Annotated in this window: 23 protein-coding genes and 1 tRNA gene; 15 read left to right on the forward strand and 9 right to left on the reverse strand. The window is 66.8% G+C overall.

Annotated features, from left to right (window positions below; genetic code table 11):
* On the reverse strand, positions 1-202 hold a 202-nt coding region (locus J0M27_RS06655; RefSeq protein WP_294988879.1), incomplete at its 3' end, for a helix-turn-helix domain-containing protein.
* 152 nt (positions 203-354) lie between these two features.
* Between J0M27_RS06655 and J0M27_RS06660 the strand changes: the two genes are divergently transcribed.
* The 6 genes from J0M27_RS06660 (at position 355) to J0M27_RS06685 (ending at position 6,250) form a co-directional block, all read left to right on the forward strand.
* Positions 355-431 (forward strand) — tRNA-Asp (locus tag J0M27_RS06660).
* Between the two features lie 145 nt (positions 432-576).
* Positions 577-2,133 carry an FAD-binding oxidoreductase gene (locus tag J0M27_RS06665; RefSeq protein WP_294988882.1) on the forward strand — a complete coding sequence of 519 codons (1,557 nt, stop codon included), beginning with the start codon at positions 577-579 and terminating at the stop codon, positions 2,131-2,133.
* Positions 2,133-3,107 carry a 4Fe-4S dicluster domain-containing protein gene (locus J0M27_RS06670; RefSeq protein WP_294988884.1) on the forward strand — a complete coding sequence of 325 codons (975 nt, stop codon included), beginning with the start codon at positions 2,133-2,135 and terminating at the stop codon, positions 3,105-3,107. Before J0M27_RS06665 ends, J0M27_RS06670 begins: the two co-directional genes overlap by 1 nt.
* A complete protein-coding gene (locus J0M27_RS06675) occupies positions 3,100-4,311 on the forward strand; it encodes an NAD(P)/FAD-dependent oxidoreductase (RefSeq protein WP_294988887.1) in 1,212 nt (403 codons plus the stop codon). The genes J0M27_RS06670 and J0M27_RS06675 overlap by 8 nt, the downstream gene beginning before the upstream one ends.
* An 11-nt stretch (positions 4,312-4,322) precedes the next feature.
* Complete coding sequence (locus J0M27_RS06680; protein ID WP_294988889.1) at positions 4,323-4,610, forward strand: hypothetical protein; 288 nt, start codon at positions 4,323-4,325, stop codon at positions 4,608-4,610.
* Positions 4,607-6,250, forward strand: a complete 1,644-nt coding sequence (locus tag J0M27_RS06685; RefSeq protein WP_294988892.1) for an alpha-D-glucose phosphate-specific phosphoglucomutase — start codon at positions 4,607-4,609, stop codon at positions 6,248-6,250. The genes J0M27_RS06680 and J0M27_RS06685 overlap by 4 nt, the downstream gene beginning before the upstream one ends.
* 54 nt (positions 6,251-6,304) lie before the next feature.
* On the opposite strand, the gene J0M27_RS06690 is transcribed toward J0M27_RS06685, so the two are convergent.
* Positions 6,305-7,576 (reverse strand): bifunctional O-acetylhomoserine aminocarboxypropyltransferase/cysteine synthase, encoded by a 1,272-nt coding sequence (locus tag J0M27_RS06690; protein WP_294988895.1) that lies wholly within the window; start codon positions 7,574-7,576, stop codon positions 6,305-6,307.
* 68 nt (positions 7,577-7,644) lie between these two features.
* Between J0M27_RS06690 and J0M27_RS06695 the strand changes: the two genes are divergently transcribed.
* Positions 7,645-8,445 carry a hypothetical protein gene (locus J0M27_RS06695; RefSeq protein WP_294988898.1) on the forward strand — a complete coding sequence of 267 codons (801 nt, stop codon included), beginning with the start codon at positions 7,645-7,647 and terminating at the stop codon, positions 8,443-8,445.
* A gap of 136 nt (positions 8,446-8,581) precedes the next feature.
* Here J0M27_RS06695 and J0M27_RS06700 read toward each other — a convergent pair whose 3' ends face one another.
* From J0M27_RS06700 to J0M27_RS06720, 5 genes are all read right to left on the reverse strand, one after another.
* Entirely contained in the window at positions 8,582-8,761 is a 180-nt protein-coding gene (locus J0M27_RS06700; protein WP_294989164.1) for a hypothetical protein, read from the reverse strand.
* A gap of 65 nt (positions 8,762-8,826) precedes the next feature.
* Positions 8,827-11,214, reverse strand: a complete 2,388-nt coding sequence (locus tag J0M27_RS06705; protein WP_294988901.1) for an ATP-binding protein — start codon at positions 11,212-11,214, stop codon at positions 8,827-8,829.
* A complete protein-coding gene (locus J0M27_RS06710) occupies positions 11,211-11,732 on the reverse strand; it encodes a YfiR family protein (protein WP_294988904.1) in 522 nt (173 codons plus the stop codon). Before J0M27_RS06710 ends, J0M27_RS06705 begins: the two co-directional genes overlap by 4 nt.
* 9 nt (positions 11,733-11,741) lie before the next feature.
* Positions 11,742-13,748 carry a TonB-dependent receptor gene (locus J0M27_RS06715; RefSeq protein WP_294988907.1) on the reverse strand — a complete coding sequence of 669 codons (2,007 nt, stop codon included), beginning with the start codon at positions 13,746-13,748 and terminating at the stop codon, positions 11,742-11,744.
* Positions 13,749-13,787: 39 nt separating this feature from the next.
* Complete coding sequence (locus J0M27_RS06720) at positions 13,788-14,363, reverse strand: hypothetical protein (protein WP_294988910.1); 576 nt, start codon at positions 14,361-14,363, stop codon at positions 13,788-13,790.
* A gap of 152 nt (positions 14,364-14,515) precedes the next feature.
* On the opposite strand from J0M27_RS06720, the gene J0M27_RS06725 reads away from it, so the two are divergent.
* Genes J0M27_RS06725 through moaE form a run of 6 tightly spaced genes read left to right on the forward strand, consistent with a single transcriptional unit; the run spans position 14,516 to position 20,328 of the window.
* Positions 14,516-16,501, forward strand: coding sequence for an ATP-dependent DNA helicase (locus J0M27_RS06725; RefSeq protein ID WP_294988914.1), 1,986 nt, complete (start codon positions 14,516-14,518; stop codon positions 16,499-16,501).
* Positions 16,498-17,793, forward strand: a complete 1,296-nt coding sequence (locus tag J0M27_RS06730; protein WP_294988918.1) for a hypothetical protein — start codon at positions 16,498-16,500, stop codon at positions 17,791-17,793. Before J0M27_RS06725 ends, J0M27_RS06730 begins: the two co-directional genes overlap by 4 nt.
* Positions 17,790-18,302 (forward strand): molybdopterin-guanine dinucleotide biosynthesis protein B, encoded by a 513-nt coding sequence (gene mobB / locus J0M27_RS06735; protein ID WP_294988921.1) that lies wholly within the window; start codon positions 17,790-17,792, stop codon positions 18,300-18,302. Before J0M27_RS06730 ends, mobB begins: the two co-directional genes overlap by 4 nt.
* Entirely contained in the window at positions 18,299-19,582 is a 1,284-nt protein-coding gene (gene glp / locus J0M27_RS06740) for a gephyrin-like molybdotransferase Glp (protein ID WP_294988924.1), read from the forward strand. The genes mobB and glp overlap by 4 nt, the downstream gene beginning before the upstream one ends.
* A 7-nt stretch (positions 19,583-19,589) precedes the next feature.
* Positions 19,590-19,844 carry a molybdopterin converting factor subunit 1 gene (gene moaD / locus J0M27_RS06745; protein ID WP_294988927.1) on the forward strand — a complete coding sequence of 85 codons (255 nt, stop codon included), beginning with the start codon at positions 19,590-19,592 and terminating at the stop codon, positions 19,842-19,844.
* 1 nt (position 19,845) lies between these two features.
* On the forward strand, positions 19,846-20,328 hold the full coding sequence (gene moaE, locus J0M27_RS06750) for a molybdopterin synthase catalytic subunit MoaE (RefSeq protein ID WP_294988930.1): 483 nt from the start codon (positions 19,846-19,848) through the stop codon (positions 20,326-20,328).
* Between the two features lie 54 nt (positions 20,329-20,382).
* On the opposite strand, the gene J0M27_RS06755 is transcribed toward moaE, so the two are convergent.
* Positions 20,383-22,620 (reverse strand): response regulator, encoded by a 2,238-nt coding sequence (locus tag J0M27_RS06755; protein ID WP_294988932.1) that lies wholly within the window; start codon positions 22,618-22,620, stop codon positions 20,383-20,385.
* A 136-nt stretch (positions 22,621-22,756) separates the two neighbouring features.
* Positions 22,757-23,272, reverse strand: a complete 516-nt coding sequence (locus J0M27_RS06760; protein ID WP_294988935.1) for a phasin family protein — start codon at positions 23,270-23,272, stop codon at positions 22,757-22,759.
* 159 nt (positions 23,273-23,431) lie between these two features.
* On the opposite strand from J0M27_RS06760, the gene J0M27_RS06765 reads away from it, so the two are divergent.
* Together J0M27_RS06765 and clpB are read left to right on the forward strand one after the other, a co-directional pair.
* Entirely contained in the window at positions 23,432-23,791 is a 360-nt protein-coding gene (locus J0M27_RS06765; protein WP_294988938.1) for a DUF1304 domain-containing protein, read from the forward strand.
* Positions 23,792-23,905: 114 nt separating this feature from the next.
* Entirely contained in the window at positions 23,906-26,488 is a 2,583-nt protein-coding gene (gene clpB, locus J0M27_RS06770; protein ID WP_294988940.1) for an ATP-dependent chaperone ClpB, read from the forward strand.
* Positions 26,489-26,533: the final 45 nt, after the last annotated feature.

Raw genomic sequence — 26,533 nt, forward strand, 5'->3', positions numbered from 1 at the left:
CGAGCTGGGCCGGGCGGCCTCTTTCTGGCACGGCGCGAAGGGCATCGATGCCCCCTTCATCGAGCAGCCCTTTCCACGTATATACCGTTTGCCGTGCCACGCCCACCGCCTTGGCTACGTCCGAGCAGCCTTTGCCCGCGAGCAGCATCCGGCCTGCCTTCAATCGCTTCTTTGTTGCGTCGCTTAACCGCTTTTGTGCCATGACAACATTCTCCAATATCACCATTGGAGATACAACGTTTCAGATGATCAAAAGTTGTCCTGTTTTACGGAAATATCAATAACTCCCAACATTTCGCGTGCAATTCATTGCACGCCCCGGTCGCCTGTGGCACAATGCGCGCCTTCCAACGCGGAGTGGTAGTTCAGTTGGTTAGAATACCGGCCTGTCACGCCGGGGGTCGCGGGTTCGAGTCCCGTCCACTCCGCCAAGTCACAAAACAAAAAAAGCGCCTTCCAGGGCGCTTTTTTGTTGCCCGCAGTCCGCAGCGGAGCGACCCACGGCACAACCGTCGGTGCGCTGCGTCCGTGCCGGGCGGGGTATCATCCCGGCTGATTTCCGATTGGGCATCCGCGTTGAAAATTCCTCCCGTTGAACCCGGCACCGTCGGCCCCTGTCCGGTGGCGCCCGACGCCCTGCAGGGCATCGTCCGTCAGCAGACCAATGCCGCACGCTGGAACGGCGCCGGCTGGCGCGAGTTCGTCGCCGAACTGGGCGCCGCAGGCGTTGCGCTTGCCGAAGGCGCGGCGGCGACGGGCATCTACGCCACCGACGCGGGCGGCACCGCTTACGGCCTCCCGCACGGCGTGCTGGTCGCGCGCAGCGCCGCGCAGGTGGCCGCGCTGCTGATGGCGGCGCAGGCGCATCGCGTGCCGGTCACGGTGCGCGGCGGCGGCCTTACCACCGAGGGCGAATCGGTCGCCTATGGCGGCGTTCTGCTCGACATGACCGGCATGGGCCGCGTGCTGGCGATAGATGCAGAAGCAATGACCGTGCGCACGGAGGCCGGCATCTATTGGCACGACCTGGCCGAGGAACTGCGCCGCGCAGGGCTCGACTACCTCTCGGCGCCGCTCAACATGACATCGTCGGTGGGTGGCACGCTGGGTGTCGGCGGCATCGACGTGAATTCGGCGCGCCTGGGTTGCAGCGCCGATCAGGCGATCTCGCTGCAGGTGGTGACGCCGACCGGAGAGATCGTCGAATGTTCCGACAGCGAGAACGCGGATCTCTTTCAGCGCGTGATCCTCGGCTACGGCCAGTTCGGCGTGATCACCGAGGCGACGCTGAAGATCCGCCCCTACACGCCGCTGTCCATGCACTACTACTATTACTCGACCTTGCGCGAGGCCATAGAAGACTTGCAGATGCTGGACGCCAACGACGCCAGCGACTACTCGGGCATCCTCACCATCATGGATTGCGCGGTGAACCTGCTGGTGGCCTTCGATTCGTCCGAGCGCGAGGCCGCGTTCAAGGCCACGTGGGAAAAGCGCCTGCGCGGCCATGGCGAATTCGGCTTCGCCCTGTGCGTGGCCGGTCACTACGCCATGCGGCCGTGGAAGCTCGGCGAAGCGCTGTACCTGCTGAAGCGCAAGCAGGCCGTCTTCCCGGAATTCCGTCGTGCCGAATTCCATCGCGACGGCCGCATGGAAGACCGCACCGTGGTCTTCTCGCGCGCGGTGTGGAAGCACTGGGGCTCGCGCAACATGGTGATCCCCGACCTGGCGACCTCGGCCGACAAGTTCATCGAGGCCGTCGAGCGCGGCAATGCCGTGTGCCGCAAGTTCTTCCCGCATTACACGCTGTATTGCGTCGGCATCAAGCTGCGCGCGGAACACAAACCGCACTACGAGATGTCCTGCGTGCCGCCGGACGCCGCTGGCTGGGCTTACGGCTGCGAGTTCGAGCCGATGATCGAGGACGCGGTGTACAGCCGCGACCATTTCCAGTCCTTCAAGAATGCCATCTACGACATCGGCGTGGACCTCGGCGCCAGCTACTACCGCTTCGGCGGCATGATGAAGGGCTACATCCGCCGCGTCTTCGGCGATGCCCTGGTGGATCGGCATCTCGCCATGAAGCGCCGCGCCGACCCGGCGATGATCCTCAACCGCGACGTCATTTTCTGATGTATTCGAGCGCCCATCCCCGCGCCTACTCGGCCTGCAGCGGCTGCAGTCTTTGCCGCCTGGTCTGCCCCATGTGGCGTGCCCGGCGCGATCCGTGCTACAGCCCGGAAGGCATCGCCAAGGCGCGCCAGAGCGGCGCGGCGCTTGCCGAACTGGCGCCCGCGCTGGAGGCCTGCACGCTGTGCGGCGCCTGCGATCCGGTGTGTCCGGAGGATATAGCCCTGTCGGCCATGATCATGGCCCTGCGTCGCGAACTGCCGCCGCATCCCGAACTCGTCGCGCTGCAGGTCGGCTACCGGCAGGCGGCCGAATCTGCCGCAGCCGACCCGGCGGGCGCGCTGCTGCTGCCGGGTGCCGCCATGCGCGCCGACCCGGCGCTGCACGAGAAAGTGACGGCCCTGCTCGGCATCCGCGCCGCGCAGGACGACGGCGCCGACATTGCCGTGGCGCTGGAAATCGGCGGGCAGATCGCGCCGCAACGCCTGCGCCGCTTCCTCGACGGCCTCGATGGCCGCGGCCTGGTGGTCGGCGACGGCCTGCTGCTGGCCGCATTGAGGCGCTGGCTGCCCGCCGCGCGGCTGCAGGGCCTGGGCGAGGCGCTGGGCAACCTCAACGCCATCCGGCGCCGTATCGCCAGCGCCGACTTTTACGTGATCGAGGCGCGCGCCTACCATGCCGACCATGAACGCCTGGTGGCGCACTACGACGCGCTGCGCAAGGAAAGCGGCTGCGCCATGAACCTCGACCTGCAGCGCATCGCCATGCCTCCGCATGCCAGCGCCTATCCAGGCCTGCGCATCGGTTCGGCGCGCGAGGACCTGGCCCAGGCGCGCTGGCTGCTGCAGGGGCGCAACCCGGCACGCATCGTGGTCGAGAATGCGGCCGAGCGCGAAGTATTCCGGCGCGTGGCCGACGTGCCGGTGCTGCACCTGGCCGAGCTGGCCGCGTCGAACGAGGAAATTCATCATGCGTGATGTCGATGTCGTCATCGTCGGCGCCAGCCTCGCCGCCGCCGCCGCCGCCAAGCGCACGGTCGACGCCGGACTGGAAACAGTGGTCCTCGAACGCAAGGAATTGCCGCGCCACAAGATCTGCAGCGGCATCCTCTCGCCGCGCGGCCACCGCTTCCTGCTGGAGAACTTCGGCCCGCTGCCGCGCGAAACGCTGCACGAGCCGACCTCCTGCCGCGGCGTCACCTTCCATTTCCCCTGCCGCGTCGAAATGCCGATGGATTTCTTCCACGGCACCACGCCGCACCTGCATCGCAAGTATTCCGACCACTGGGCGATCCAGCGCAGCGGCGCCGAGGTTCACGACCAGACTTCCTTCGCCGGGCTCGAGGAACGCACCGACCACATCATCGTCCATGCCCGGCGCGGCGGCGAGCCCATCGAATACCGCGCGCGCCAGGTGATCGGCGCCGACGGCCCGAGTTCGCTGGTGGTGCGCGCGGTCTATCCGGATTATCCCAAGCAGATCCCCTGGTTCTTCGTCGGCCAGAAGTTCCACGAGATCATCGACTGCCCCTTGTCCCCGGATTACTTCCATTTCTGGTTCCACCCAGGCCTGGGACACTACACTTGGAGCCACGCCCGCGACGGGCGCCAGATCGTCGGTGTCGGCTTCAAGCGCGGCGACAATTTCGCCAGGAAGCACCAGGTGGTCGAGCAGTACCTGAAGGACAAGCACGGCGTGCAGCTGAAGCCGGCCGACGATGACCACGAGGGCTGCGCCGAGAACTTCGGCCCCTCGCTGATCAACCGCTACGTCTTCGGCAAGGGCAATGTGCTGGTCACCGGCCAGGCCGCCGGTTTCCTCAACATGATCGGCGAGGGCATGAGCTGCGCCCTGCACTCGGGGGCGATCTCCGGCGAGGCCATCGTCGAAGCGGCGCGACGCAACCGGCCGGTGCAGGAGATCTACCGCAAGATGATTGCCTCGGAAGTACGGCGTTGCAGCGACCAGTGGAACCCGCTCAAGATCGCCTTCGACCGGCCGCATGAAGCGGATTTTCCGGAGGCGCTGCTGAAGCTCTCCTGGCGCGAGCGCAAGCTGGTGTTGCGCGACATGTGGAACTTCATCGTGCTGTTCAAGGAATTTAAGTGGGGCCGCCAGATCGCGGCGGCGGCGCTGCAGCGGCCGCTGCTCGGCGGCTACCCGCTGCAGAAGTGGTTGTAGGTGAGCGAGCCGTGCCGGCGCCACGCCTGCTGCGGACGCTGAAGGCCTGGCTGCGGCGCAAGCCGAAGCTGCCGCGCGAACTGCAGGCCGGCAAGGAGGTGGTCGACGCCGTCGACGCCGGCGGGCTGCCGCTCGATGCGACGCGCATCAACCGCATCGCGCGCGAACTGGGGCTGGAGGTATCGCCGCAGGCGCCGGTCGAGGCAACCGTCATCCGCCTGCGCGCCGCCGTCGAGCGCGGGCTGCAGAATCTCGCCATGCAGGATGCGGCGAAACCGAAAAAGGGAGGAAGAAAATGAACATCCGTAACGTCACCACCACACCCTTCGGCGACCAGAAGCCCGGCACCTCGGGCCTGCGCAAGAAGGTCGCCGCCTTCCAGGTGCCGCACTACCTGGAGAACTTCGTCCAGGCGGTGTTCGACACCATTTTCGACAACGGCCCGGCGCCTGCCGGCATCACGCTGGTGGTGGGCGGTGACGGCCGCTACTACAATCGGCAGGCGATCCAGGTGATCCTGCGCATGGCCGCCGCGACCGGTGTCGCCCGGGTGCTGGTGGGGCAGGGCGGCATCCTGTCCACCCCTGCCGCCTCCTGCGTGATCCGCAAGTACCAGGCCTTCGGCGGCCTGATCCTTTCCGCCAGCCACAACCCCGGCGGGCCCGAGGGCGATTTCGGCATCAAGTACAACACCGGCAACGGCGGCCCGGCGCCGGAGAAGGTCACCGACGCCATCTTCGCCCGCAGCAAGCTGCTGTCCGCCTACCGCATATTTGACGCCGCCGACATCGACCTCGATCGCATCGGCGGCCAGGCGCTGGGCGGCATGACGGTGGAGGTGATCGACCCGGTCGCCGACTATGCCGGCCTGATGGAGTCGCTGTTCGATTTCGCCGCCATCCGCGAGCTGATCGCCGGCGGCTTCGAGCTGTGCTTCGATGCCATGCACGCGGTGACCGGCCCCTATGCGCGGGAGATCATCGAAGGGCGCCTCGGCGCGCCTGCCGGCACGGTAATCAACGGCGTACCGCTGGAGGATTTCGGCGGCGGCCATCCCGACCCCAATCTGACCTATGCCCATGAACTGGTCGAGATCATGTTCGGCGCCGACGCCCCGGATTTCGGCGCCGCCTCCGACGGCGACGGCGACCGCAACATGGTGCTCGGCCGCGGCTTCTTCGTCACGCCCTCGGACAGCCTGGCCGTGATCGCCGCCAACGCCACGCTGGCGCCGGGCTACGCCAAAGGCATCGCCGGCATCGCGCGCTCGATGCCGACCAGCGCCGCCGCCGATCGTGTCGCGCACAAGCTCGGCGTGCCCTGCTACGAAACGCCAACTGGCTGGAAGTTCTTCGGCAACCTGATGGACGCCGGCAAGGTCACCCTGTGCGGCGAAGAAAGCTTCGGCACCGGCTCCAGCCATGTGCGCGAAAAGGACGGCCTGTGGGCCGTGCTGTTCTGGCTCAACATCCTGGCGAAACGCCGGCAGTCGGTGGAGGCGATCCTCCATGCGCACTGGGCGGAATACGGACGCAACGTGTATTCCCGCCACGACCACGAGGCGATGCCGACCGAGGTGGCCAACGGCATCATGGCGCAGGTGCGGACCCGCTGCGCCGGCCTTGCCGGGGCATCCTTCGGTCGCTACACGGTCAAGTTCTGCGACGACTTCGCCTATACCGATCCGGTCGACGGCAGCGTGTCCACCGGGCAGGGCCTGCGCGTCGTGTTCGAAGACGGCTCGCGCATCGTGTTTCGCCTTTCCGGCACCGGCACCGAGGGCGCGACAGTGCGCCTTTACCTGGAAGCCTTCGACGCAGATCCCGCCACCCAGCGCATCGACGCGCAGCTCGCGCTGGCCGAACTGATCGCCATTGCCGATGACATCTCGCAGCTGAAGGCCCGCAGCGGACGCGAGAGGCCGACGGTGATTACATAAAGAAGCCGAAGGACTTGCGTCCCTCGGCCATTGTTGCGTCGGCTTGCGACCGGTTTAAACCGCGGCCAGCGCCTGCTCCAGGTCGGCCTTGATGTCGTCGATGTGCTCGATGCCGATCGACAGGCGCACCATGTCTTCCGAGACGCCGGCCTTCTTCATTTCCTCCGCCGACAACTGGCGGTGCGTGGTGGAAGCCGGGTGGCAGGCCAGGCTCTTGGCGTCGCCGATGTTGACCAGCCGCGTCACGAGCTTCAGCGCATCCTGGAAGCGCGCGCCGGCGGCGGCGCCACCCTTGACGCCGAAGGAAAGGATGCCGGAGGCGCGGCCGCCGCAGTACCTCTGCACCAGCGCGTGGTCGGCGTGGTCGGGCAGGCCGGCGTAATTCACCCAGCCCACCTTGGCGTGGCCCTTGAGGTAGTTCGCCACGGCCAGGGTGTTCTTGCAGATGCGGTCCATGCGCAGGGCCAGGGTTTCGATGCCCTGCAGGATCAGGAAGGAATTGAAGGGCGAGATCGCCGCGCCGGTGTTGCGCAGCGGTACCACGCGGGCGCGGCCGATGTAGGCCGCGGGGCCCAGCGCTTCGGTATAGACCACGCCGTGGTAGGAGACGTCCGGCGTGTTGAGGCGCTTGAAGCGCTCCTTGTGCGAAGCCCAGGGGAATTTGCCAGAGTCGACGATCACGCCGCCGATGCTGTTGCCATGGCCGCCGAGGTACTTGGTCAGCGCATGAACCACGATGTCGGCGCCGTGCTCGAAGGGGCGGCAGAGGTAGGGCGTGGGCACCGTGTTGTCCACGATCAGCGGTACGCCGCCTTCATGCGCGACCTTGGCCAGGGCGGCCAGGTCGACCACGTTGCCCAGCGGGTTGCCTATGGATTCGCAGAATACCGCCTTGGTGCGGCCGTCGATCAGGGCGCGGAAGCTCTCGGGGTTGCGGTAGTCGGCGAAGCGGACTTCGATGCCGTATTGCGGCAGGGTATGGGCGAACAGGTTATAGGTGCCGCCGTAGAGCGTGCCGACCGAGACGATGTTGTCGCCGGCCTCGGCGATGGTCTGGATCGCGTAGGTGATCGCCGCCATGCCCGAGGCCAGGCCAAGTCCGGCGATGCCGCCTTCGAGCTCCGCCATGCGCTTTTCCAGCACGTCGGTGGTCGGATTCATGATCCGCGTGTAGATGTTGCCGGCGACCTTGAGGTCGAACAGGTCGGCGCCGTGCTGGGTGTCGTCAAAGGCGTACGATGTGGTCTGGTAGATTGGCACCGCGACGGCCTTGGTGGTCGGGTCGGGGCTGTATCCGCCATGCACGGCGATGGTTTCGATTTTCATGTTCGGGCTTCCTCCGGTCGATGGGACGCGGAAGTATAGGGTCAATGGGCGCACTTATGAAACGGGTCATGCTCGCGCTGCTGCTGTGGAGCACCCTGGCCTGGGGCCAGGCGCTGGAGATCATCGAGCTGCGGCATCGCAGCGCCGAACAGCTGCTGCCGCAGCTCGCGTCCTTCGTCGAGCCGGGCGGCGCGATCACGGGCATGAACGACAAGCTCTTCCTGCGCGCATCGAGGCGCAACCAGGCCGAGATCCGCGACCTGGTCGCCGCCCTCGACAGGCCCCTGCGGCGGTTGATGATCAGCGTGCGCCAGGACGGCGCCGACAGCGGCGCCGAGCGCGGCGCGGGAGTCTCCGGTCGCGTGGAAGTCGGCGTCCCACGGGGACTTCCTCCGGTCGCCGGCGGCACGGCGATTACCGGCCACGGCCACCTCTACCAGTCCGACAGCAGCAGCCGGCGCGACATCTCGCAGCAGGTGCAGACCATCGACGGCGGCCGCGCCGCGATCCTGGTCGGCCAGTCGCTGGTGCTGCCCTTGCGCCAGGTGATCCTGACCCCGCTCGGCGTCGTGGTCTCCGAATCCCTGGTGCAGCGCGACCTCGGCACCGGCTTCGTCGCCGTGCCGCGCCTCAATGGCGATCGCATCTCCCTGGAGATCAGCCCGCGCGACGACACGCCGGGGCCGCTGCCGGGCTCGGTGAATACCCAGCGCCTGCTCACCACGGTCAGCGGCCGCCTCGGCGAATGGCTGGAGCTGGGCGGTTCGGTCGGCGAACAGAGCGGCAGCACCGGCGGGATCACCAGCTACGGCACCCAGTCGGCGTCGCGCCAGCGCCGGCTTTTGCTCAAGGTCGACGAACTGCCCTAGCCCGGATATTTCACCAGCCCCATGATTTGGGCGCGTAGATATGCTGGACAGGTTGATCGTGATGCGAGCGGGGGTATTTGATCAAATTTTGATCGAATACGCGAACTTCATACGGACGCCCCCCAACCCCCGAAGATCACCATGTCGGGAGCGCTCTCGTTTGTCGCCATGGGGTCGCCAAGGCGTTGGCGGCGACGAGGTAGATGTCGCGCAGCGGATGGTGCGATGCCAGCAGGATGCGGATTCGCCGCGTATTGCGAATCGCCGCCGCGGGTATGCCGTGCCGCCAGCGCCGACTTTTCACCTGCTTCGCCATTCACTGACTCTTGCGTGCCCGGAACGGAGCGCCGGAGTCCGAAGGGAGTCGGAGACCGATCGCCGCTATGTGACAGTTGCCGGCGCGGCGGCCTTTTCGGTCTTTTGCAGCCAGCCCAGCAAACTCGCATACAGCACCTTGGGCGTCACCGGCTTGCCGATATGGTCGTTCATGCCTGCGGCCAGGCAGAGGGCGCGATCCTCGTCGAAGGCGTTGGCCGTGAGGGCCAGGATCGGGATATCCGCCCCGGAAGGCAGTTGGCGGATGGCGCGCGTCGCGTCCAGTCCGTTCATCACCGGCATCTGCATGTCCATCAGGATCAGTGCGCAATCGCCGCCACGCGCCATTTCCACCGCTTCCTTGCCGTTGGCCGCCAGGGCGGGGACCAGGCCGGCTTCCCGCAGCAGGAAGACCATGACCTCGCGGTTCACCGGCTCGTCTTCCGCAAGCAGGATGCGGGTGCCTGCAAAGCGGCGCGCCAGCATCGCCTGCTGCGATTCGCCGGGCGCCGCGGCGGCGGCCAGCGGCGCCGCAACCGCGAGCCGCAGCCGGACCGTGGCCCAGAACGTGCTGCCCTTGCCTTCCTCGCTGACGACGCCCACGTCGCCGCCCATCAGCTGGGCGATGCGCTTCGAGATGACCAGGCCGAGGCCCGTGCCGCCATACTGGCGCGTCATCGAGTTATCGGCCTGGGTGAAGGAGCGGAACAGCCGCGCCTGCTGCTTCGCGCTGATGCCGATGCCCTGGTCGGCCACTTCCAGGCGCAGCAACAGGCCGTCGGCGTCTTCCGCGACGCGGCGCGCGCGCAGGCTGATCAGGCCGCTCGGCGAGAACTTGACGGCATTGCCGACGAAGTTGATCAGGATCTGTTGCAGGCGCATCGCGTCGCCGTGCAACTGGGCGGGCAGCGCCGGATCGATGTCGGAGATCAGGCGGAGGCCCTTGGCCCGTGCGGCTTCCTCCTGCATGTGCAGCGTGTCGTCGAGCACCTTGCCGAGCGAAAAGTCCTGCTCGTCGAGGACCATGCGCTCGGCTTCGATCTTGGACAGGTCGAGGATGTCGTTGATGACGGAAAGCAGGTGCCGGGCGGAATCCTGGCTCTTGTTCAGCCAGTCGATCTGCTGCGGATCCGTCGCCCGGCGCAGCACCATGCCGGTCATGCCCATGATGCCGTTCATCGGCGTGCGCAGCTCGTGGCTCATGTTGGCAAGGAAAGCGCTCTTGGCGCGGTTGGCGGCTTCGGCCGCGTCGCGCGCGGCCGCCAGTTCGGCGGTGCGGGACGCCACCAGTTCTTCGAGGTGGTGGCGGTGTCCCTCGAGTTCGAGTTCGGCTGACTTGCGTTCGGTGACGTCGCGCGAGAGCACCATGAAGCGCGGCTCCTCGCCCGCGGCAACCTCCTTGCGCGCGGCCGACAGTTCGAACCACCGCGTGCCGAGGGGCAGTGGCAGCGCAAACTGGTGTCCGCTCGACCGTCCCTCCCGGTTGGCCTTTTGCAAGGCCTGCAGGCAGGTCGCGGCCGCATCGGCGGGCAGGACATCGCTTACCGTGCGACCGATCAGGCTGTCCGCCGGGGCCGCCAGCAGGTCATCGCGCGGGGAAAACACCTCGTGGTAACGCCCGTCCAGACCGACCTCGAACATCAGGTCAGGGATCGCATCGAGCGTGGCCTGGAGCTGGTTCCGGGTGCCGAGGATTTCGGCCTCTATCCTCTTGCGCTCGACCAGTTCGGCATTGAGGCTGGTGTTGTTCCTTTCCAGCGAGGACAGCATCGCATTGAAGCCGTGCGCCAGCTCGCCGATCTCGTCGTTGCTCACGATCCGCGCGCGCTGGCTGTGGTCGCCTTCGCGTTCGACCTTGCGCATCACTGCGGTGAGATCTTCGATGGGGCGGATGACCGTCCCGCTCAAGCGCCGGAACATCAGGTTGGCAGCAACCAGGATCAGGACGCCGATCAGCATGCCGGCACCGACCGTCAGCAGCATGTCGCGGTTGATCCTGTCCAGGCTGGCGACGATCATCAGGCGCGCGGAACTGCCGGTCGCGGAAACTATGTTGCGGGCCACGCCATGGCGATGCAATGTCGTGAATTCGTCTTGTGCCGAAAGCAGCGCTATGCTGTGGTCGGTCGCGGCGCTGCCGTCCCTCCTGTAGCGCGCAAAGACCTTGCCATCGGTCAGTATGATGGTGGCGTCATGGACATCGGGATAGTGGTGCAGGGCATCCAGCGTCTGTTGGGCGAAGCCGGCGTCGCCGAAGGCCACTGCGGCATCGAGGCTGCCCGCCAGCACGACGGCCTGCGTGTTGAGGTTCTGGTGGGCGATCACCCGCGCCTGCTGGTACAGGTAAGTCAGCGAGATCATGCAGGTGGCCAGGATCGCGGAAATGGCGACGGCGAGGAAGATGCGCGTCAGCCGGGTGGCGATCGGACGCAGGGTCGACGGGGTGTCGCTCATTTCACCGTCCCCGCCAGCTTGAGCAGTTGCGAGCTGAGGCGCAAGCCGGTTTGCCGGGCGACGCCGAGGTTGATGTCGAAACGGTAGCGGCCGCCCACCGGCACCAGGCCAATCATGCCGCCGGCCTCGATGAAATCCGGCGAGTCGCCGACGGTCAGCGCGCCACCTTGCTGTGCCGCGTTGAGCCAGGGGGCGGCGGGCCCCGGAGTTTCCGCGGGAATGTAGAGTACCTGGCAGCCTGCCGCCTCGCCGGGCCGCTGCAAAGGCCTGACGGCGATGGCATGTCCGGGAACCGTTTGGCGCGCCAGGTCGCCCAGGTGGGCCGCCATCTCGGCATCGCCCGGGGCGAGGCAGATGCGCAGCGGCGCGCCCGGCTGCAGCGCGGATTCCGGCCATTCGACAAAGCGGCTGAAGTTCAGCAGGAAGCCCAGCCGCAAGGCCGCCGCGCTCTGCGCGCAGGCGCTACCGGCGCCAAGCAGCAGCGCCAGGGCGAGCAGGAGTGGTTTCAGGCGCGACACGGGAGTTGGTCAGAAGTCGATGCGTACCTGGCCCACCAGGCTGCGCGGCTGGCAGGTGGGAATGACGTCGGAATTGGTGGCCGCCGCCGGCAGGCCGGCCAGGGCATCGCAGGCGCCGTTGTTCAGGTTCTGTCCGGCCAGCGACAGTTCCAGCGTCCTTGTCGGCCGCCATGCCACGCGCAGGTCGAATCCGTCGAAGGACTTGCGCTCGAGTTGCGCGCGTGCCGGCGTCCCCGGGCGCGACCCGGTATGGCGCAGCCAGGCGTCGACATTGATGCTGGCGGTCGGCGTCCATGACAGGCGCAGCGAGGTGATGCTGGCGGGCACCGTGCCCGCCGGATCGATGGTCGTGGGCAGCGCTCGCTTCAGCTGGTTCCAGGTCTGCGCCAGTTGCAGGCGCCAGGCCGGGTCGAAGCGCCAGTCGGCGCTCAGCTCCGCGCCGTTGAGCGCCAGCTCGCCGCCATTGCGCACCTCGACGTTGACGATGGTGAGCGGAAATCCCGGCACCAGAGTCTGGGTGCCGCCGACGCGCAGCAGGTCCTTGTAGCGGTGGCTGAAGGCGACGAAATCGGTGGATAGCGTGGACGCCCATTGCGAGCGCAGGCCGATCTCGGCGGCCTTGAGCTGTTCGCTCGCCTGGGCTTCGGTGCTGTGAAGGACGGTCAGGATGTTGGGCAGGCCGGGTATGAAGACATTGTTGCGTCTGAAACCGCTGTCCACCCGCGAGGGCGCGCGCGCGGCGCGGGAAAAGGCGCCCCAGAGCGTATGCGCGGGTTGCAGGTTCCACGACAGCCGCGCCGTGGGCTGCGTGTCCCAGCCGGAAATCGGGTTGTGGTCGGCGCGCAGCCCGAGCGTCAGGCGCAGGTGTTGCGCGAGCGTGATCTCATCCTGCGCGAAGATGCCGTAGTAGCTCATGCGGCGCGAGGGCACGTTCATGGCCATCATCGGGCTGGGCGCGATGGTGTCGTCGCTGGCGCGGTAGTTGGCGCCCCAGACGAAATCCTGCGCGTCGCCGAGGCCGAAGCGGTGCTGGAAGTCGAGGTCGAAGGTGTCGCGCCGGTCGGTGAATGCATATGGGATGCTCAGCAGGGTGCCGGCATAGGCCGCCTGGACCTGCAGGTTGCCGCCGTCGGCCAGCGCCTGCTCGTAGCGGCCGCGCAGCGTCGTGCCGCGGTGGCGCTCGGTCTGCCGGTCGATGGTGGTGCCGGTGGGAAGGTAGGTGTAGGCGGTGCCGTCGCTGCGGTTGGCGAACCAGTCGGCCGAGATGTCCCAGCGTGCGCCGCCCGCGAGATAGCCGTCGACGCGGACGCCGGCGGACTCGTGGCCGTAGCCGTCCCTGCCGTCGCCGCCCGCCGCCGTCTTCTGCGCGTTGGCATGCTGCGCGGAGCCATAGACGCGATAGAACACGCTGCCGTCGGCATTCTGGCCACCCCAGCGCATGCGGCCGTAGCCGCCCTCGACCGTGCCGCCGCCGACCACCGCCTGACCGCCCTGGGTCGCGGCGGCGGACTTGGTGATGATGTTGATCACGCCGTTCATGCCGTTGCTGCCCCAGACGGCGGCGGCGGGACCGCGGATCACCTCGATGCGCTCGATGTCTTCCAGCGGAAACTGGAAGTCCTGCCACATCACCCCTGAAAAGGCTGGGCTGAAGGCATGGCGCCCATCGACCAGGACCAGCAGTTTCTCGGCGAAAACCTCGGAGAAGCCTCGCGTCGACACCGCCCAGCGATTGCCCGACGAACGCGTGGCATCGACGCCCGGCGCCAGGCGCAGCACTTCGGGCAGCGAGTTGGCGCCCGACAGGCGGATGTCGTCGGCAGTGATGACATGGACAGCGGCGGCGACGTTGGCGAGCTTCTGCGGCTTCTTTGCGACCGAGGTCACTTCGACCTGCATCAGGTCTTCCAGGGAGAGCTGTCCGAGCGGGCTGTCCGGCGGCGCGGCGAGACCGGCGGCGGGCGTCAGCGGCAGTGCGGCGGCCACCAGGAAGATGGCGGTGCGTTTGGATGTCATTGCAGGCTCTCCTTTTTATTTCCCATGTTGCATTCCGTTTCAATGGCCGAAGACGGCCTGCTGCGGGCGAGTCCAGTTCCGTGGCGGGCTGTTCAGGTAATCGCGCGCCTTGAAGTTCGCGCCGAGGCGGCCGACCACGCTCGGCACCTCGGCAATTGCCGCGCTGTTCGCATCGAAGATCATCAGGCCGCCATTGAGGCGCGAATGCAGGGAGTTCCGCATTTCAAGGAAGCGCTGCAGCGATGCCGTGTCGCCGGGATTCACCGTTGCAAGTTCCCCGGCAGCCGCTTCGAGTGCGTTCACCCGCCCGGCAAAAAATGCGTTGAGTTCTGCCGCGAGCAGCGAGGCGGTCGAGAATTGGCGCTCGCCGCGGAGTTTCTGCATGTCCTCGCGCAGCGTCCGGCTGGCGTAATCGGCCAGCGACCAGATGCCCGGCAGGAAAATGGCCAGTGTGACCAGGGTCACGCGTACCTGGAGCGAGCGCCACGGCAGACTGCTCATTTGATCTGCATTCCGTTTCGGGTTCCTGTGCTCGGGAAAACAACCGGATGTCACCGGACGGCCCGGTGCTGCTCCAGTCGGCGTACGGCCAAACCGTTGCTCGATGCGGATCAACGCAGCGGTCACAGCCCAGCTTGCCGGTGGCAATTCTCGCAACGAAACAAGCATCGATAAATCAGTGAATTCCGCGGCGAACTGCGGAACCTACGTAGTCGGCGTCCGGGACGGTCCGCCCCGCACCCGCGTGCTACGATGCCGCGCCCGCCATGACCGATCCCATCCACGAACTTGAGCGCATCTTCGCCCCCGAGGGGCCGCTCGCCGCAACCGTGCCCGCGTTTCGCCCGCGTCCGCAGCAGGTCGAGATGGCGCGGCGCATTGCAGAGGCGATCGCCGGCAATCTTGCCCTGGTCGCGGAGGCGGGCACCGGCACCGGCAAGACCTTCGCCTACCTGGTGCCGGCGCTGCTTTCGGGCGGCAAGGTGATCGTCTCGACCGGCACCAAGACGCTGCAGGACCAGTTGTTCAACCGCGACCTGCCGACGGTGCGCGCCGCGCTCAAGGTCGGCGCCAGCATCGCGCTGCTCAAGGGGCGCGCCAACTACGTCTGCCCCTACCACCTGGAGCGCGCGATGAGCGCCGGGCGGCTGGCTTCGCGCGAGGAGGCCGCGCAGTTGCGGCGCATCGCGCGCTTTGCCGAACGCACCAAGACCGGCGACAAGGCCGAGTGCATCGATGTGCCGGAGGATTCGGGGGCCTGGGCGCTGGCGACCTCGACGCGCGAGAACTGCCTGGGCCAGGAATGTCCGCAGCAGAAGGGCTGCTTCGTTCTGGCGGCGCGCCAGGAGGCGCAGACGGCGGACGTGGTGGTGGTCAACCACCACCTGTTCTTCGCCGACGTGATGCTCAAGGACGAGGGCATGGGCGAACTGCTGCCCGCCTGCAACACGATCATTTTCGACGAGGCCCACCAGTTGCCCGAGGTCGCCGGCCTGTTCTTCGGCGAGAGCGTGTCGACCAGCCAGATCATCGAGTTGGCGCGCGACACGAAGAACGAAGCCATCGTCGCGGCCAAGGATTACCCGGTGCTGCAGGACGCCGCCCAGGCGCTGGACAAAGCCGCGCGCGACCTGCGCCTGGCGGTGAAGGGCGAGAACCTGCGCCTGCCGGCGGCCAGGGTCGAGGGCGAAAGCGAATTCGTCGCGGCGCTGCGCGGCCTGGCCGACGCGATTGCCGAACTCGGGCGGCACCTCGACAGCCAGGCCGAACGCGGCGAGGGGATCGCCAACTGCCTGCGGCGTACCCAGGAACTGGCGGCGGCGCTCAAGCGCTGGCGGGGCGGCAGCGCGGACCCCGCGCTGGCTGGCGCGGGTTTGCCGAATGAAGATGTGGTCAAGTGGGTCGAGGTCTATTCGCAGGCCATGTCGCTGAACCTGACGCCGCTCGACATCGCACCGATCTTTCAGCGCCAGATGGAAGGCCATCCGCGCGCCTGGATCTTTGCCTCGGCGACGCTCGCCGTCGGTACGAACTTTTCGCACTACTGCGGCGAACTGGGCCTGGCCGAGGCCGACACCGCGATCTGGGGCAGCCCCTTCGACTACGAAAGGAATGCACTGCTTTACGCCCCGCCGCACATGCCGGACCCGAACAGCCCGCTTTACCAGGAGGCGGTGGCGGAAGCCGCCTGGCCGGCAATCCGCGCCTCGGGAGGGCGCGCCTTCGTGCTGTGCACCTCCCTGCGCGCGATGCGGCGGATCCGCGAGCTGCTGCAGGAAAAGCTGGCCGGCGAAGGACTCGACCTGCCGCTGCTGATGCAGGGCGAAGGCTCGCGCAGCGAGTTGCTGGAGCGCTTCCGCTTCCTGGGCAACGCGATCCTGGTCGCCAGCCAGAGCTTCTGGGAAGGCGTGGATGTGCGCGGCGAAGCGCTGTCGCTGGTGGTGATCGACAAGCTGCCCTTCGCGCCGCCCGACGACCCGGTGCTCTCGGCGCGGGTTGACCGGATGCGCGCGGCGGGGCGCAACCCCTTCCTCGAGTACCAGTTGCCGCGCGCGGTGATCAGCATGAAGCAGGGTTCGGGGCGGCTGATCCGTGACGAGGACGACCGCGGCGTGCTGATGATCTGCGACCCGCGCCTGATCGGCAAACCCTACGGCAAGGCGATCTGGCGCTCGCTGCCGCCGATGCGGCGCACGCGTGACGTGGCCGAAGTCGAGGCTTTCTTCCGCGAGCCGGTAAAATCGGGCGCATGAACAGCAGCGTCCAACTCGCCGAGCGCCTCAACGCCGATTGCCAGTGCGTCTCGCTCGACAGTCGGCGCCTGGAGGCGGAACTGGAGCGCGTCAGCCCCGGCTTTCATGCTGAAGTCATGGCCGGGCGGCCGCACCTGTTTTCCGCGTCGACGGCCTTCGTCGGCGCCGAGCACGTGGTGCGCATGGCACGGCTGGTCGCCGCGGTCGAGCGCGTGGCCGCGTTGCCTGCCTATGCCGCGCATGTGCTGGCCTGGGCGCCGGAAATCGCGCAGCACCCGACGCCGGTGCGCGGCGTCTTTCTCGGCTACGACTTTCACCTGGGCAGCAGCGGACCGCAGTTGATCGAGATCAACACCAATGCCGGCGGCGGCCTGCTCAACGCCCTGCTGGCGCGCGCGCAGAAGGCCTGCTGCGACGACGTCGAGGCCCTGTTGCCGGGAGACCTCGACAGCGACACGCCGGAGCACCTTTTCCTCGACATGTTCCGCGCCGAGTGGCGTGCGTTCGCCGATCATGCCGGCAACGGCGCCGCGCTGGGGACGGTGGCCATCGTCGACGAGGCGCCGCGCACCCAATACCTCTATCCCGAGTTCGTGCTCTTCCAGCGCCTGTTCGAACACGCCGGCATTCGCGCCGTGATCTGCGATCCGGGCGAACTGGCGTTTCGCCAAGGGGCGTTATGGCACGACGGCCTGCGCATCGACCTGGTCTACAACCGGCTCACGGATTTCCCGCTCGAGGCGCCGGCCAACGCGGCCCTGCGTGCCGCCTGGCTGGCCGAGGCGGTGGCGCTGACGCCGCATCCGCGTGCCCATGCGCTGTACGCCGACAAACGCAACCTGGTCGCGCTCTGCGACGATTCCCTGTTGGCAAGCTGGGGCGTCGATGCCGAAACCCGCTCCATCCTTGCGGCAAAGATTCCGCGCACCGAACTCGTCCTCGCGCACAAGGCCGATGATCTCTGGGCGCGGCGCAAGGCGCTGTTCTTCAAGCCGGCGGCGGGCTACGGTTCGAAGGCGGCCTATCGCGGGGACAAGATCACCAGGCGCGTGTTCGACGATGTGCTGGCCGGCAACTACATTGCGCAGGCGCTGGTGCCGCCGTCCTCGCGCACCCTGAAAGTGGGCGAAGCGCCGGTGGAGCTAAAGCTCGACCTGCGCAACTACGTCTACAACGGGCATGTGCAGTTGATCGCGGCGCGCCTGTGGCAGGGCCAGACCACCAACTTCCGCACGCCGGGCGGCGGCTTCGCGCCAGTGCTGACGGTGCCGTTTTCCGAGGCTGCCACATGAAAGTATTCGGACTCGCAGGCTATTCCGGCTCGGGCAAGACCACGCTGCTGGAGGAACTGATCCCGCGCCTGAATGCGGCCGGGCTGCGGGTTTCGCTGATCAAGCACGCCCACCACCGCTTCGACATCGACCAGCCCGGCAAGGACTCCTACCGCCTGCGCGAGGCCGGTTGTTCCGAGGTGTTGCTGGTGTCCGACCACCGCTGGGTGCTGATGCACGAACTGCGCGGCGCGCCCGAGCCTTCGTTCGACGAACAGCTTGCGCGCTTTTCGGCATGCGACCTGGTGCTGGTGGAAGGCTTCAAGCAGACGCCCATCCCGAAGCTGGAAGTGCATCGGCCATCGGTCGGCAAACCGCTGATCGCCGGCACCGGGGTCGAGACCATCGTCGCCGTCGCCACCGACGAGCCGGCCGCGCTGGCCGGGCAGACATCGCTGCCGGTACTGGAACTCAACGACCGCGACGCGATCGCGGATTTCATTCTTCGCCACCTGGAGTTTCGCCAATGAGCGGGATGCTTGAATTCGACGACGCGCTCGGGCGACTGCTTGCCGGCGCCTGCCCGGTCGGCCAGACAGAGTCGGTGCCGACCCAGTCTGCCGCCGGACGGGTGCTGGCCATGGGCCTGCATTCCGCCATCGACGTGCCGCCACTGGACAACACCTCGATGGACGGTTACGCCCTGCGTTGCGCCGACGTGACGGCCAGCGGCGCCCGGCTCGCCGTGGCCCAGCGCATCCCCGCCGGCAGCGTCGGCCACACGCTGGCGCCCGGAACGGCCGCGCGCATCTTTACCGGCGCGCCGCTGCCGGCTGGCGCCGACGCGGTGGTGATGCAGGAACTCTGCGCGGTGGACGGCGACGCCCTCACCGTGAACCACGTGCCGCATGTCGGTGAATGGATACGGCGGCGCGGCGAGGACATCGCGGCTGGCGCCGAAGTACTGGCGCCCGGCACGCGCCTGACGGCGGCCCATGTCGGTGTCGCCGCCTCGGTCGGTGCGGCCCGGCTCACGGTGTTCCGCCGCCTGCGGGTCGCGCTGTTCTCCACCGGCGACGAACTGGCGATGCCCGGCGAGCCGCTCAAGCCGGGCGGCATCTACAACTCCAACCGCTACACCCTGCGCGCCCTGCTCGAAGGCCTGGGCTGCGCGGTCGACGACATGGGCATCGTGCCCGACTCGCGCGAGGCGACGCGCGCGGCGTTGCGCAACGCGGCGGCGGGTAACGACCTGATCCTGACCAGCGGCGGCGTTTCTGTAGGCGAGGAAGACCACGTCAAACCGTCGGTCGAGGCCGAGGGTTCGCTCGACCTGTGGAAGATCGCGATCAAGCCGGGCAAGCCGCTGGCGTTTGGCTCGGTGCGGCGAGAAGTTATGCCGCCGGCGAAGCCGGGGGCGGTATCCCCTGCGGACGGCGCTGGCGACACGGCGGCATCGGCCGTCGCGGGCCCTGCGGCGGCCTTCATCGGCCTGCCCGGCAACCCGGTGTCGAGCTTCGTCACCTTCCTCATGCTGGTGCGGCCCTTCATCCTCAAGTGCCAGGGCGGGTCCGAACTGCGGCCGCGCGCGCGGGGCCTGCAGGCGGATTTCGATTGCAAGGGCGATCCGCGCCGCGAGTTCCTGCGCGCCCGGATCAATGACACCGGCGGGCTGGACCTGTTTCCCAACCAGAGTTCCGGGGTGCTGACCTCCTGCACCTGGGCCGACGGCCTGATCGACAATCCGCCGCGCCAGGCCATCGCATCCGGCGACACGGTGCGCTTCCTGCCTTTTTCCGAACTGCTATAGTGAAACCATGACAGTCAAAGTGCTCTTCTTTGCCGGCTTGCGCGAGGCGCTGGGCACCGGCTCCGAATCACTGGCCCTGCCCGGCGGCATTGCCACGGTGGGTGGCCTGCGTGACCTGCTCGCGGCGCGCGGCGAGCCCTGGTCGGCGCTGGCGACGACGAAGAACCTGCGCGTGGCGCTGAACCAGCAGATGGTCGGCCTCGACGCCCCGCTCAAGGGCGGCGACGAAGTGGCCTTCTTTCCGCCGGTGACGGGGGGGTGACATGACGGTCAGCGTGCAGGAAGCCGACTTCGACGCCGGCGCCGAGATTGCCGCGCTGTCGGCCGGGCGTGACGACGTCGGCGCCGTGGCCAGCTTCGTCGGCTTGGTGCGCGCCGACAAGGCGGCAAGAGTCGGCGCTGATCATACGGCAGCCGTGCAGGCGATGACCCTCGAGCACTACCCGGGCATGACGGAAAAGGCCCTGCAGGAAATCGTCACCGAGGCACGGGGCCGCTGGGAATTGCAGGGCGTGCGCGTGATCCACCGCGTCGGGCGCCTGCTGCCGGGCGCGCGCATTGTCTTCGTCGCCGTGGCTTCGTCGCATCGCGGCGATGCCTTCGCCGCCTGCGAATTCATCATGGACTACCTGAAAACGCGCGCGCCCTTCTGGAAGAAGGAAGAAACCCCTGCCGGCGGCCGCTGGGTCGATGCGCGCGAAAGCGACGACGCGGCGGCGGGTCGCTGGCAATCCGGAGCGGGTTGAAGCGGCCCGCGTCGGCGACGGGCCGCTTGCCGTCGCGCCCCGACTTCCGCGTGGCTAATCGACCGTATCCAGCGCCGGCATCCACTTCAGGGAAATGGCATACAGCCTTTGCGGGTCGAAGGGCTTGGTGAGGAAGTCGTTCATGCCGGCATCGAGGCAGCTCTTCCTGTCTTCGACGAAGGCGTTGGCCGTGATCGCGATGATCGGCGTTGCCTCCGTTCCGGGCAGGCGCCGGATTTCCCGGGTCGCCGCCAGGCCGTCCATGACCGGCATCTGCATGTCCATCAATATCAGGTCATAGTCCGTACGCCGGACCATGTCGAGCGCGACGCGGCCGTCCTCGGCCGTGTCGATGCGGAAGCCCACGCACTCGAGCAGCATTTCGGCCACGCTGCGATTGACCTCGTCGTCGTCGACCACCAGGATCCGGCGCCCCGCATGGCGCTGTCGCAGGATGGTCTCTGCATTCGCCTCGTCCGGCCCCGGCGCGGAAGGCGAGACCGCGGCCGGTACCTTCTTCAGGCGCGCCGTGAACCAGAAGCGGCTGCCGACCCCCGGCGTGCTTTCCGCTCCGGCATCGCCGCCCATGAGCTCGGCAAGGTGGCGCGTGATGACCAGGCCGAGGCCGGTGCCGCCAAAGCGCCGCGTCATCGAGTTGTCGCCCTGCTCGAAGGAACTGAACAGGCGGGACAGGGTTTCCTGGTCGATGCCGATTCCCGTGTCTTCGACCTCGAAGCGCAACACGAGGTCCTCGGGCGCCTCCAAGACGACGCCGACACGCAGCGTGACGCTTCCTGCCGCGGTAAACTTGAGGGCGTTCACCGCGTAATTCAGCAAGGCCTGCTGCAGGCGGGCCTTGTCGCCCAGCAGCCTGGCGGGCAGGCCGCGTTGCTCGATGCGTAGCGCCACGTTTTTGGCGCGGGCCTTTTCCGCGAGGATGGCCACGACATTGGCGGCTATCCCGCCAATATCGACTTCCGCTTCGTCGATGGAGAACTTGCCGGCCTCGATTTTCGAGAGGTCGAGCACGGCACTGATGATTTCCAGCAGATGCTGGCTGGCGGTGTCGATCTGGTCGAGCTGTTCCGCCTGCTGCGGACCGACGCCGCCGCGTTTGATCAGGTGCACCATGCCGGTGATGGCATTCATCGGCGTGCGGATCTCGTGGCTCATGTTGGCGAGGAAGGCGCTTTTCGCCACGTTCGCTGCATCCGCCTGCATCCGCGCCTGCTGCAGCTCGCGCGTGCGCTGCTGCACCAGGTCTTCTAGATGGTGGCGGTGGGCTTCGAGTTCATCCGCCATGCGCTTCTTTTCCGTGATGTCCTGCAGCGCGGTAAACACCACCGGCTTGCCGTTCAGCTCACTGATGCGGGCGGCCATCAGGCAGGTGCGGATCGCGCCATCGGGGCGGCGGAACTCGCCTTCGAAGCCGGATATTTGGCCGGTGCGTTGCAGCTCCGCGACCAGCCCTGCCCGCTGCCCGGGGTCGACGTAGGCTTGCAGTTCGCCTACCGTCCTGCCGACGATGGACTCGCGGTCGGCGGCGGTCATTTCAAGCCCGGCCTGGTTGATGTCGATGATTCGTCCTTCGTCCGGCGTCGAGATCATCAGGGCGACCGGCGTCGTGGCGAAGACCGCGGCGAGATGCCGCTCGCTTTCGCTCAATTGCGTCAGCGCGGATTCGAGTTTGGCATTGGTTTCGAAGTCGGCGACCAGCTGCCTGCCGGCGAGCAGGGAGTACTGCACCAGCAGAATGTAAGCCACGGTGAGGCCGGCGGCCATCTCGATGCCGAACTGCGGGCTGCTGGTCCCCGCGTGCAGCGCGGGCAACAGCAGCAAGCCCGCATAGAAGGCCATCATCGACACGCGATCCGGCGAGAAGATCATCTGGCAGACGCCGGCGACGCCCATGAGGACCACGAAGATCAACAGATAGGAATGAAAGTCCGTCCCGGGGCCGAGGAACCAGACCGATGAGCCCCAGGCGATGCCGATCACCATTGACAGCGCGGTCATCCGCGGCATGGTGTAGCGCATTGCCGCCTGCCGGTCCGGCGCATTCCGGTGGCGATGGGCGACAAGGATGATCAGCGCCTCCACGACATTGATCAGGCCCAGCCAGATCAGCGCGGGCTCCCAACCAGCTCCGGATCTGGACATGATCCAGGCAACCAGGCATGTTCCCAGCGGCGAGGTCAGGGCGCCGCCGTACTGCCGGTCGACAAAGACGTCGACCCTTCTGGCCTCTACCCTGGTGGCGATTGGGGTTGCGCGGGTGGATGTTTCTGGCATGGGTTCGGTCTTGCGGGGCGGGGAGTGGCGGCTGCGGCGCCAAGTCATGGCAGATAGTATCCCTGTTGCGCCCGCGACCAAAAAAAGGCCGGCCGCTATTGCGGCCAGCCTTCAGGAGGCTCCTCCTCCGGAAAACTTACTTGCGCTTGGCGACAGTCTTTTTGACCGCATCGCCGACGCTGCTCATCGCAGCGGTGGAGGCCTTGCTGATTTGCTCGAAGGCCTGGTTGGCGGTGGCGATCGCCTGCTGGAAGGATTCCATCATGTTCGGCGTCTGGCCGGGCAGGCTCTTCATGAAGTTCTGCAGCGACTCGGTCATGTCCTGGCTGCCCGACGCGAGTTGCTCGGTGACGAGGCGGGAGAACTCGGCGCGCGCGGAGTTGCCGATCTCGGCGATCTGCTGGGCGGCGGCGACCATGCGTTGCGTGGTTTCCTGCGCGTACTGGGTACGCAACTGCATCATCGATTGCGGGTCGCGGGCGGTGGATTGCGCCTTGGCGTTCTCGACGCCGGACTGGAACATCTCCTTGGCCAGCTCGGTTTGCAGGGCCATGATGCGCTGCGAGTTCTCGATCGAAAGCTGGGCCATGCGCATGGCGGCTTCCATGTTCTTGCGGTGCAATTCGCTGAATTGTTCGACTTTGCCTGCCATGTTGCTCTCCTGTGATTGGATTGAAAGATTCAATGTAACACCAATGGCTTACGGGACTCTGACCTATGTCAATGGCCATGCGTTTAGTATCCGGCGTTGTTTTCGCGCCCGAGGTAGCCGATACTGGGCACATTCATTTCAGGTGGCAAAGGATAGTACATGAAGATTCTCGGCGCGGTTCTGGTGCTTTTCGTCGCCCTCGAACACCTGTATTTCCTCTACCTCGAAATGTTCCTGTGGACCAAGCCCAAGGGACTGAAGATCTTTGGCAACACGGCGCAGAAGGCCGAGGACTCGAAAGTGCTGGCGGCCAATCAGGGGCTCTACAACGGATTCCTCGCCGCCGGCCTGATCTGGGGGCTGACGTATCCGGGAGCGGCGGGGCCGCACATACAGGTGTTCTTCCTCGCCTGCGTGGTGGTCGCCGGCATCTACGGCGGCATGACGGTGAAGCCGCGCATCATGTATTTGCAGGCGGGGCCGGCGCTGCTGGCATTGGCGGCGTTGCTGCTGGCCTAGCCGGCAGGCACCGGGCGCTCCTCGGTAGCGGAAAGTCGTGCCTGCGGCCGAGGATTGAAATCGGCCACGCAATCCCCATGTTCTGCGCAATGACATCCTTTCGGGGCTACCTCCATGCGCATCGACAAACTCACTACCCGCTTCCAGCAGGCGCTTTCCGATGCGCAGAGCCTGGCCGTGGGCAACGACCAGCAGTTCATCGAGCCGCAGCACCTGCTGCTGGCCCTGCTCAACCAGGAGGACGGCTCGACCGCCTCGCTGTTGCAACGTGCCGGCGCCAATGTCGGCGGGCTGAAGGCGGCCCTGGGCAAGGCGCTGGAGCGCCTGCCCAAGGTTGAAGGCCATGGCGGCGAAGTCAGCATCGGCCGCGACCTCTCCAACCTGCTCAACATCACGGACAAGGAGGCGCAAAAGGCCGGCGACCAGTTCATCGCCTCGGAGATGTTCCTGCTGGCCCTGACCCAGGACAAAGGCGAGTGCGGCCGCCTTCTCAAGGAAGCCGCCTTGAATCGCAAGGCGCTGGAAGATGCGGTCAAGGCGGTGCGTGGCGGCGAGAATGTCGGCAGCCAGGAGGCTGAAGGCCAGCGTGAGGCCTTGAAGAAATACTGCCTCGACCTCACCGAGCGCGCCCGCCAGGGCAAGCTCGACCCGGTGATCGGCCGCGACGACGAGATCCGCCGCGCGATCCAGATCCTGCAACGGCGCACCAAGAACAACCCGGTGCTGATCGGCGAGCCGGGCGTCGGCAAGACGGCCATCGTCGAGGGGCTGGCGCAGCGCATCGTCAATGGCGAAGTGCCCGAGACGCTGAAGAACAAGCGCGTGCTGGTGCTCGACATGGCGGGCCTGCTGGCCGGCGCCAAGTACCGCGGCGAGTTCGAGGAGCGGCTCAAGGCCGTGCTCAAGGAAGTGGCGCAGGACGAGGGCCGCATCATTCTCTTCATCGACGAGCTGCACACCATGGTCGGCGCCGGCAAGGCCGAGGGCGCGATCGACGCCGGCAACATGCTGAAGCCGGCGCTGGCGCGCGGCGAGCTGCACTGCATCGGCGCCACCACGCTCGACGAGTACCGCAAGTACATCGAGAAGGACGCAGCGCTGGAGCGCCGCTTCCAGAAGGTGCAGGTCGACGAGCCCAGCGTCGAGGCGACCATTGCGATACTCCGCGGCCTGCAGGAGAAATACGAACTGCACCACGGCGTGGACATCACCGACCCGGCGATCGTCGCCGCGGCGGAACTCTCGCATCGCTACATCACCGACCGCTTCCTGCCGGACAAGGCCATCGACCTGATCGACGAGGCGGCGGCGCGGATCAAGATGGAAATCGACTCCAAGCCGGAAGTCATGGACAAGCTCGACCGCCGCCTGATCCAGTTGAAGATCGAAAGCGAGGCGGTGAAGAAGGAAAAGGACGAGGCCTCGCAGCGCCGCCTGGTATTGATCAAGGACGAGATCGACAAGCTCGAACGCGAGCTGGCCAACCTCGACGAGATCTGGCGCGCCGAGAAGGCCCAGGTGCAGGGCTCGGCCCACATCAAGGAAGAGATCGACAGGATCCGCAACCAGATGGCCGAGTTGCAGCGCAAGGGCGCCTTCGACAAGCTGGCCGAGCTGCAATATGGTCGGCTCCCCAAGCTCGAAGCGCAACTAAAGGCGGCAGAAAAAGTCGGCGCTGACGGTACGGCGAAGAACAAGCTGCTGCGCACGCAAGTCGGCACCGAGGAGATCGCCGAGGTCGTTTCGCGCGCCACCGGCATCCCGGTCAGCAAGATGATGCAGGGCGAGCGTGAAAAACTGCTGAAAATGGAAGACAAGCTGCACGGCCGAGTGGTCGGCCAGGACGAGGCCGTGCGCCTGGTGTCCGATGCCATCCGCCGCTCGCGCGCCGGCCTGTCGGAGGAAAGCCGGCCGTATGGATCGTTCCTGTTCCTCGGTCCCACCGGCGTGGGCAAGACCGAACTGTGCAAGGCGCTGGCCGAATTCCTGTTCGACGCCGAGGACCACCTGATCCGCATCGACATGAGCGAATTCATGGAGAAGCATTCCGTCGCCCGCCTGATCGGCGCGCCGCCGGGCTATGTCGGCTACGAGGAGGGAGGCCACCTGACCGAACAGGTGCGGCGCAAACCCTACAGCGTGATCCTCTTCGACGAAGTGGAAAAGGCCCACCCGGACGTGTTCAACGTGCTGCTGCAGGTGCTCGACGATGGCCGCATGACCGACGGCCAGGGCCGCACCGTGGATTTCAAGAACACCGTGATCGTGATGACCTCCAACCTCGGTAGCCAGATGATCCAGCAGATGGCCGGCTCGGATTACCAGGTGGTGAAGATGGCCGTGATGGGCGAGGTCAAGACCCACTTCCGCCCCGAGTTCGTGAACCGCATCGATGAGATCGTGGTCTTCCATGCGCTCGACGAAAAGAACATCGCCGGCATCGCCCGAATCCAGTTGAGGTACCTGGAAAAGCGACTCGCTCGGCTGGAGATGACGATGGAGGTCAGCGACGCCGCGCTGGCCTTGATCGCCGAGGCCGGCTTCGATCCGGTGTTCGGCGCGCGGCCGCTCAAGCGCGCGATCCAGGAGCGCATCGAGAACCCGCTCTCGCGGCTGATTCTCGACGGCACGCTGGGCGCGAAGGATCGCGTCAAGGTCGGTGTTGGGAAGGGACAGCTCAGCTTTACGAAGGCTTGAAACCGGCGCGTGCCTGCCTATACCCCGCCAAGGGCGGTTGATTTG

It is taken from the genome of Sulfuritalea sp. (assembly GCF_017302275.1).
Classification (GTDB): Bacteria; Pseudomonadota; Gammaproteobacteria; order Burkholderiales; family Rhodocyclaceae; genus Sulfuritalea.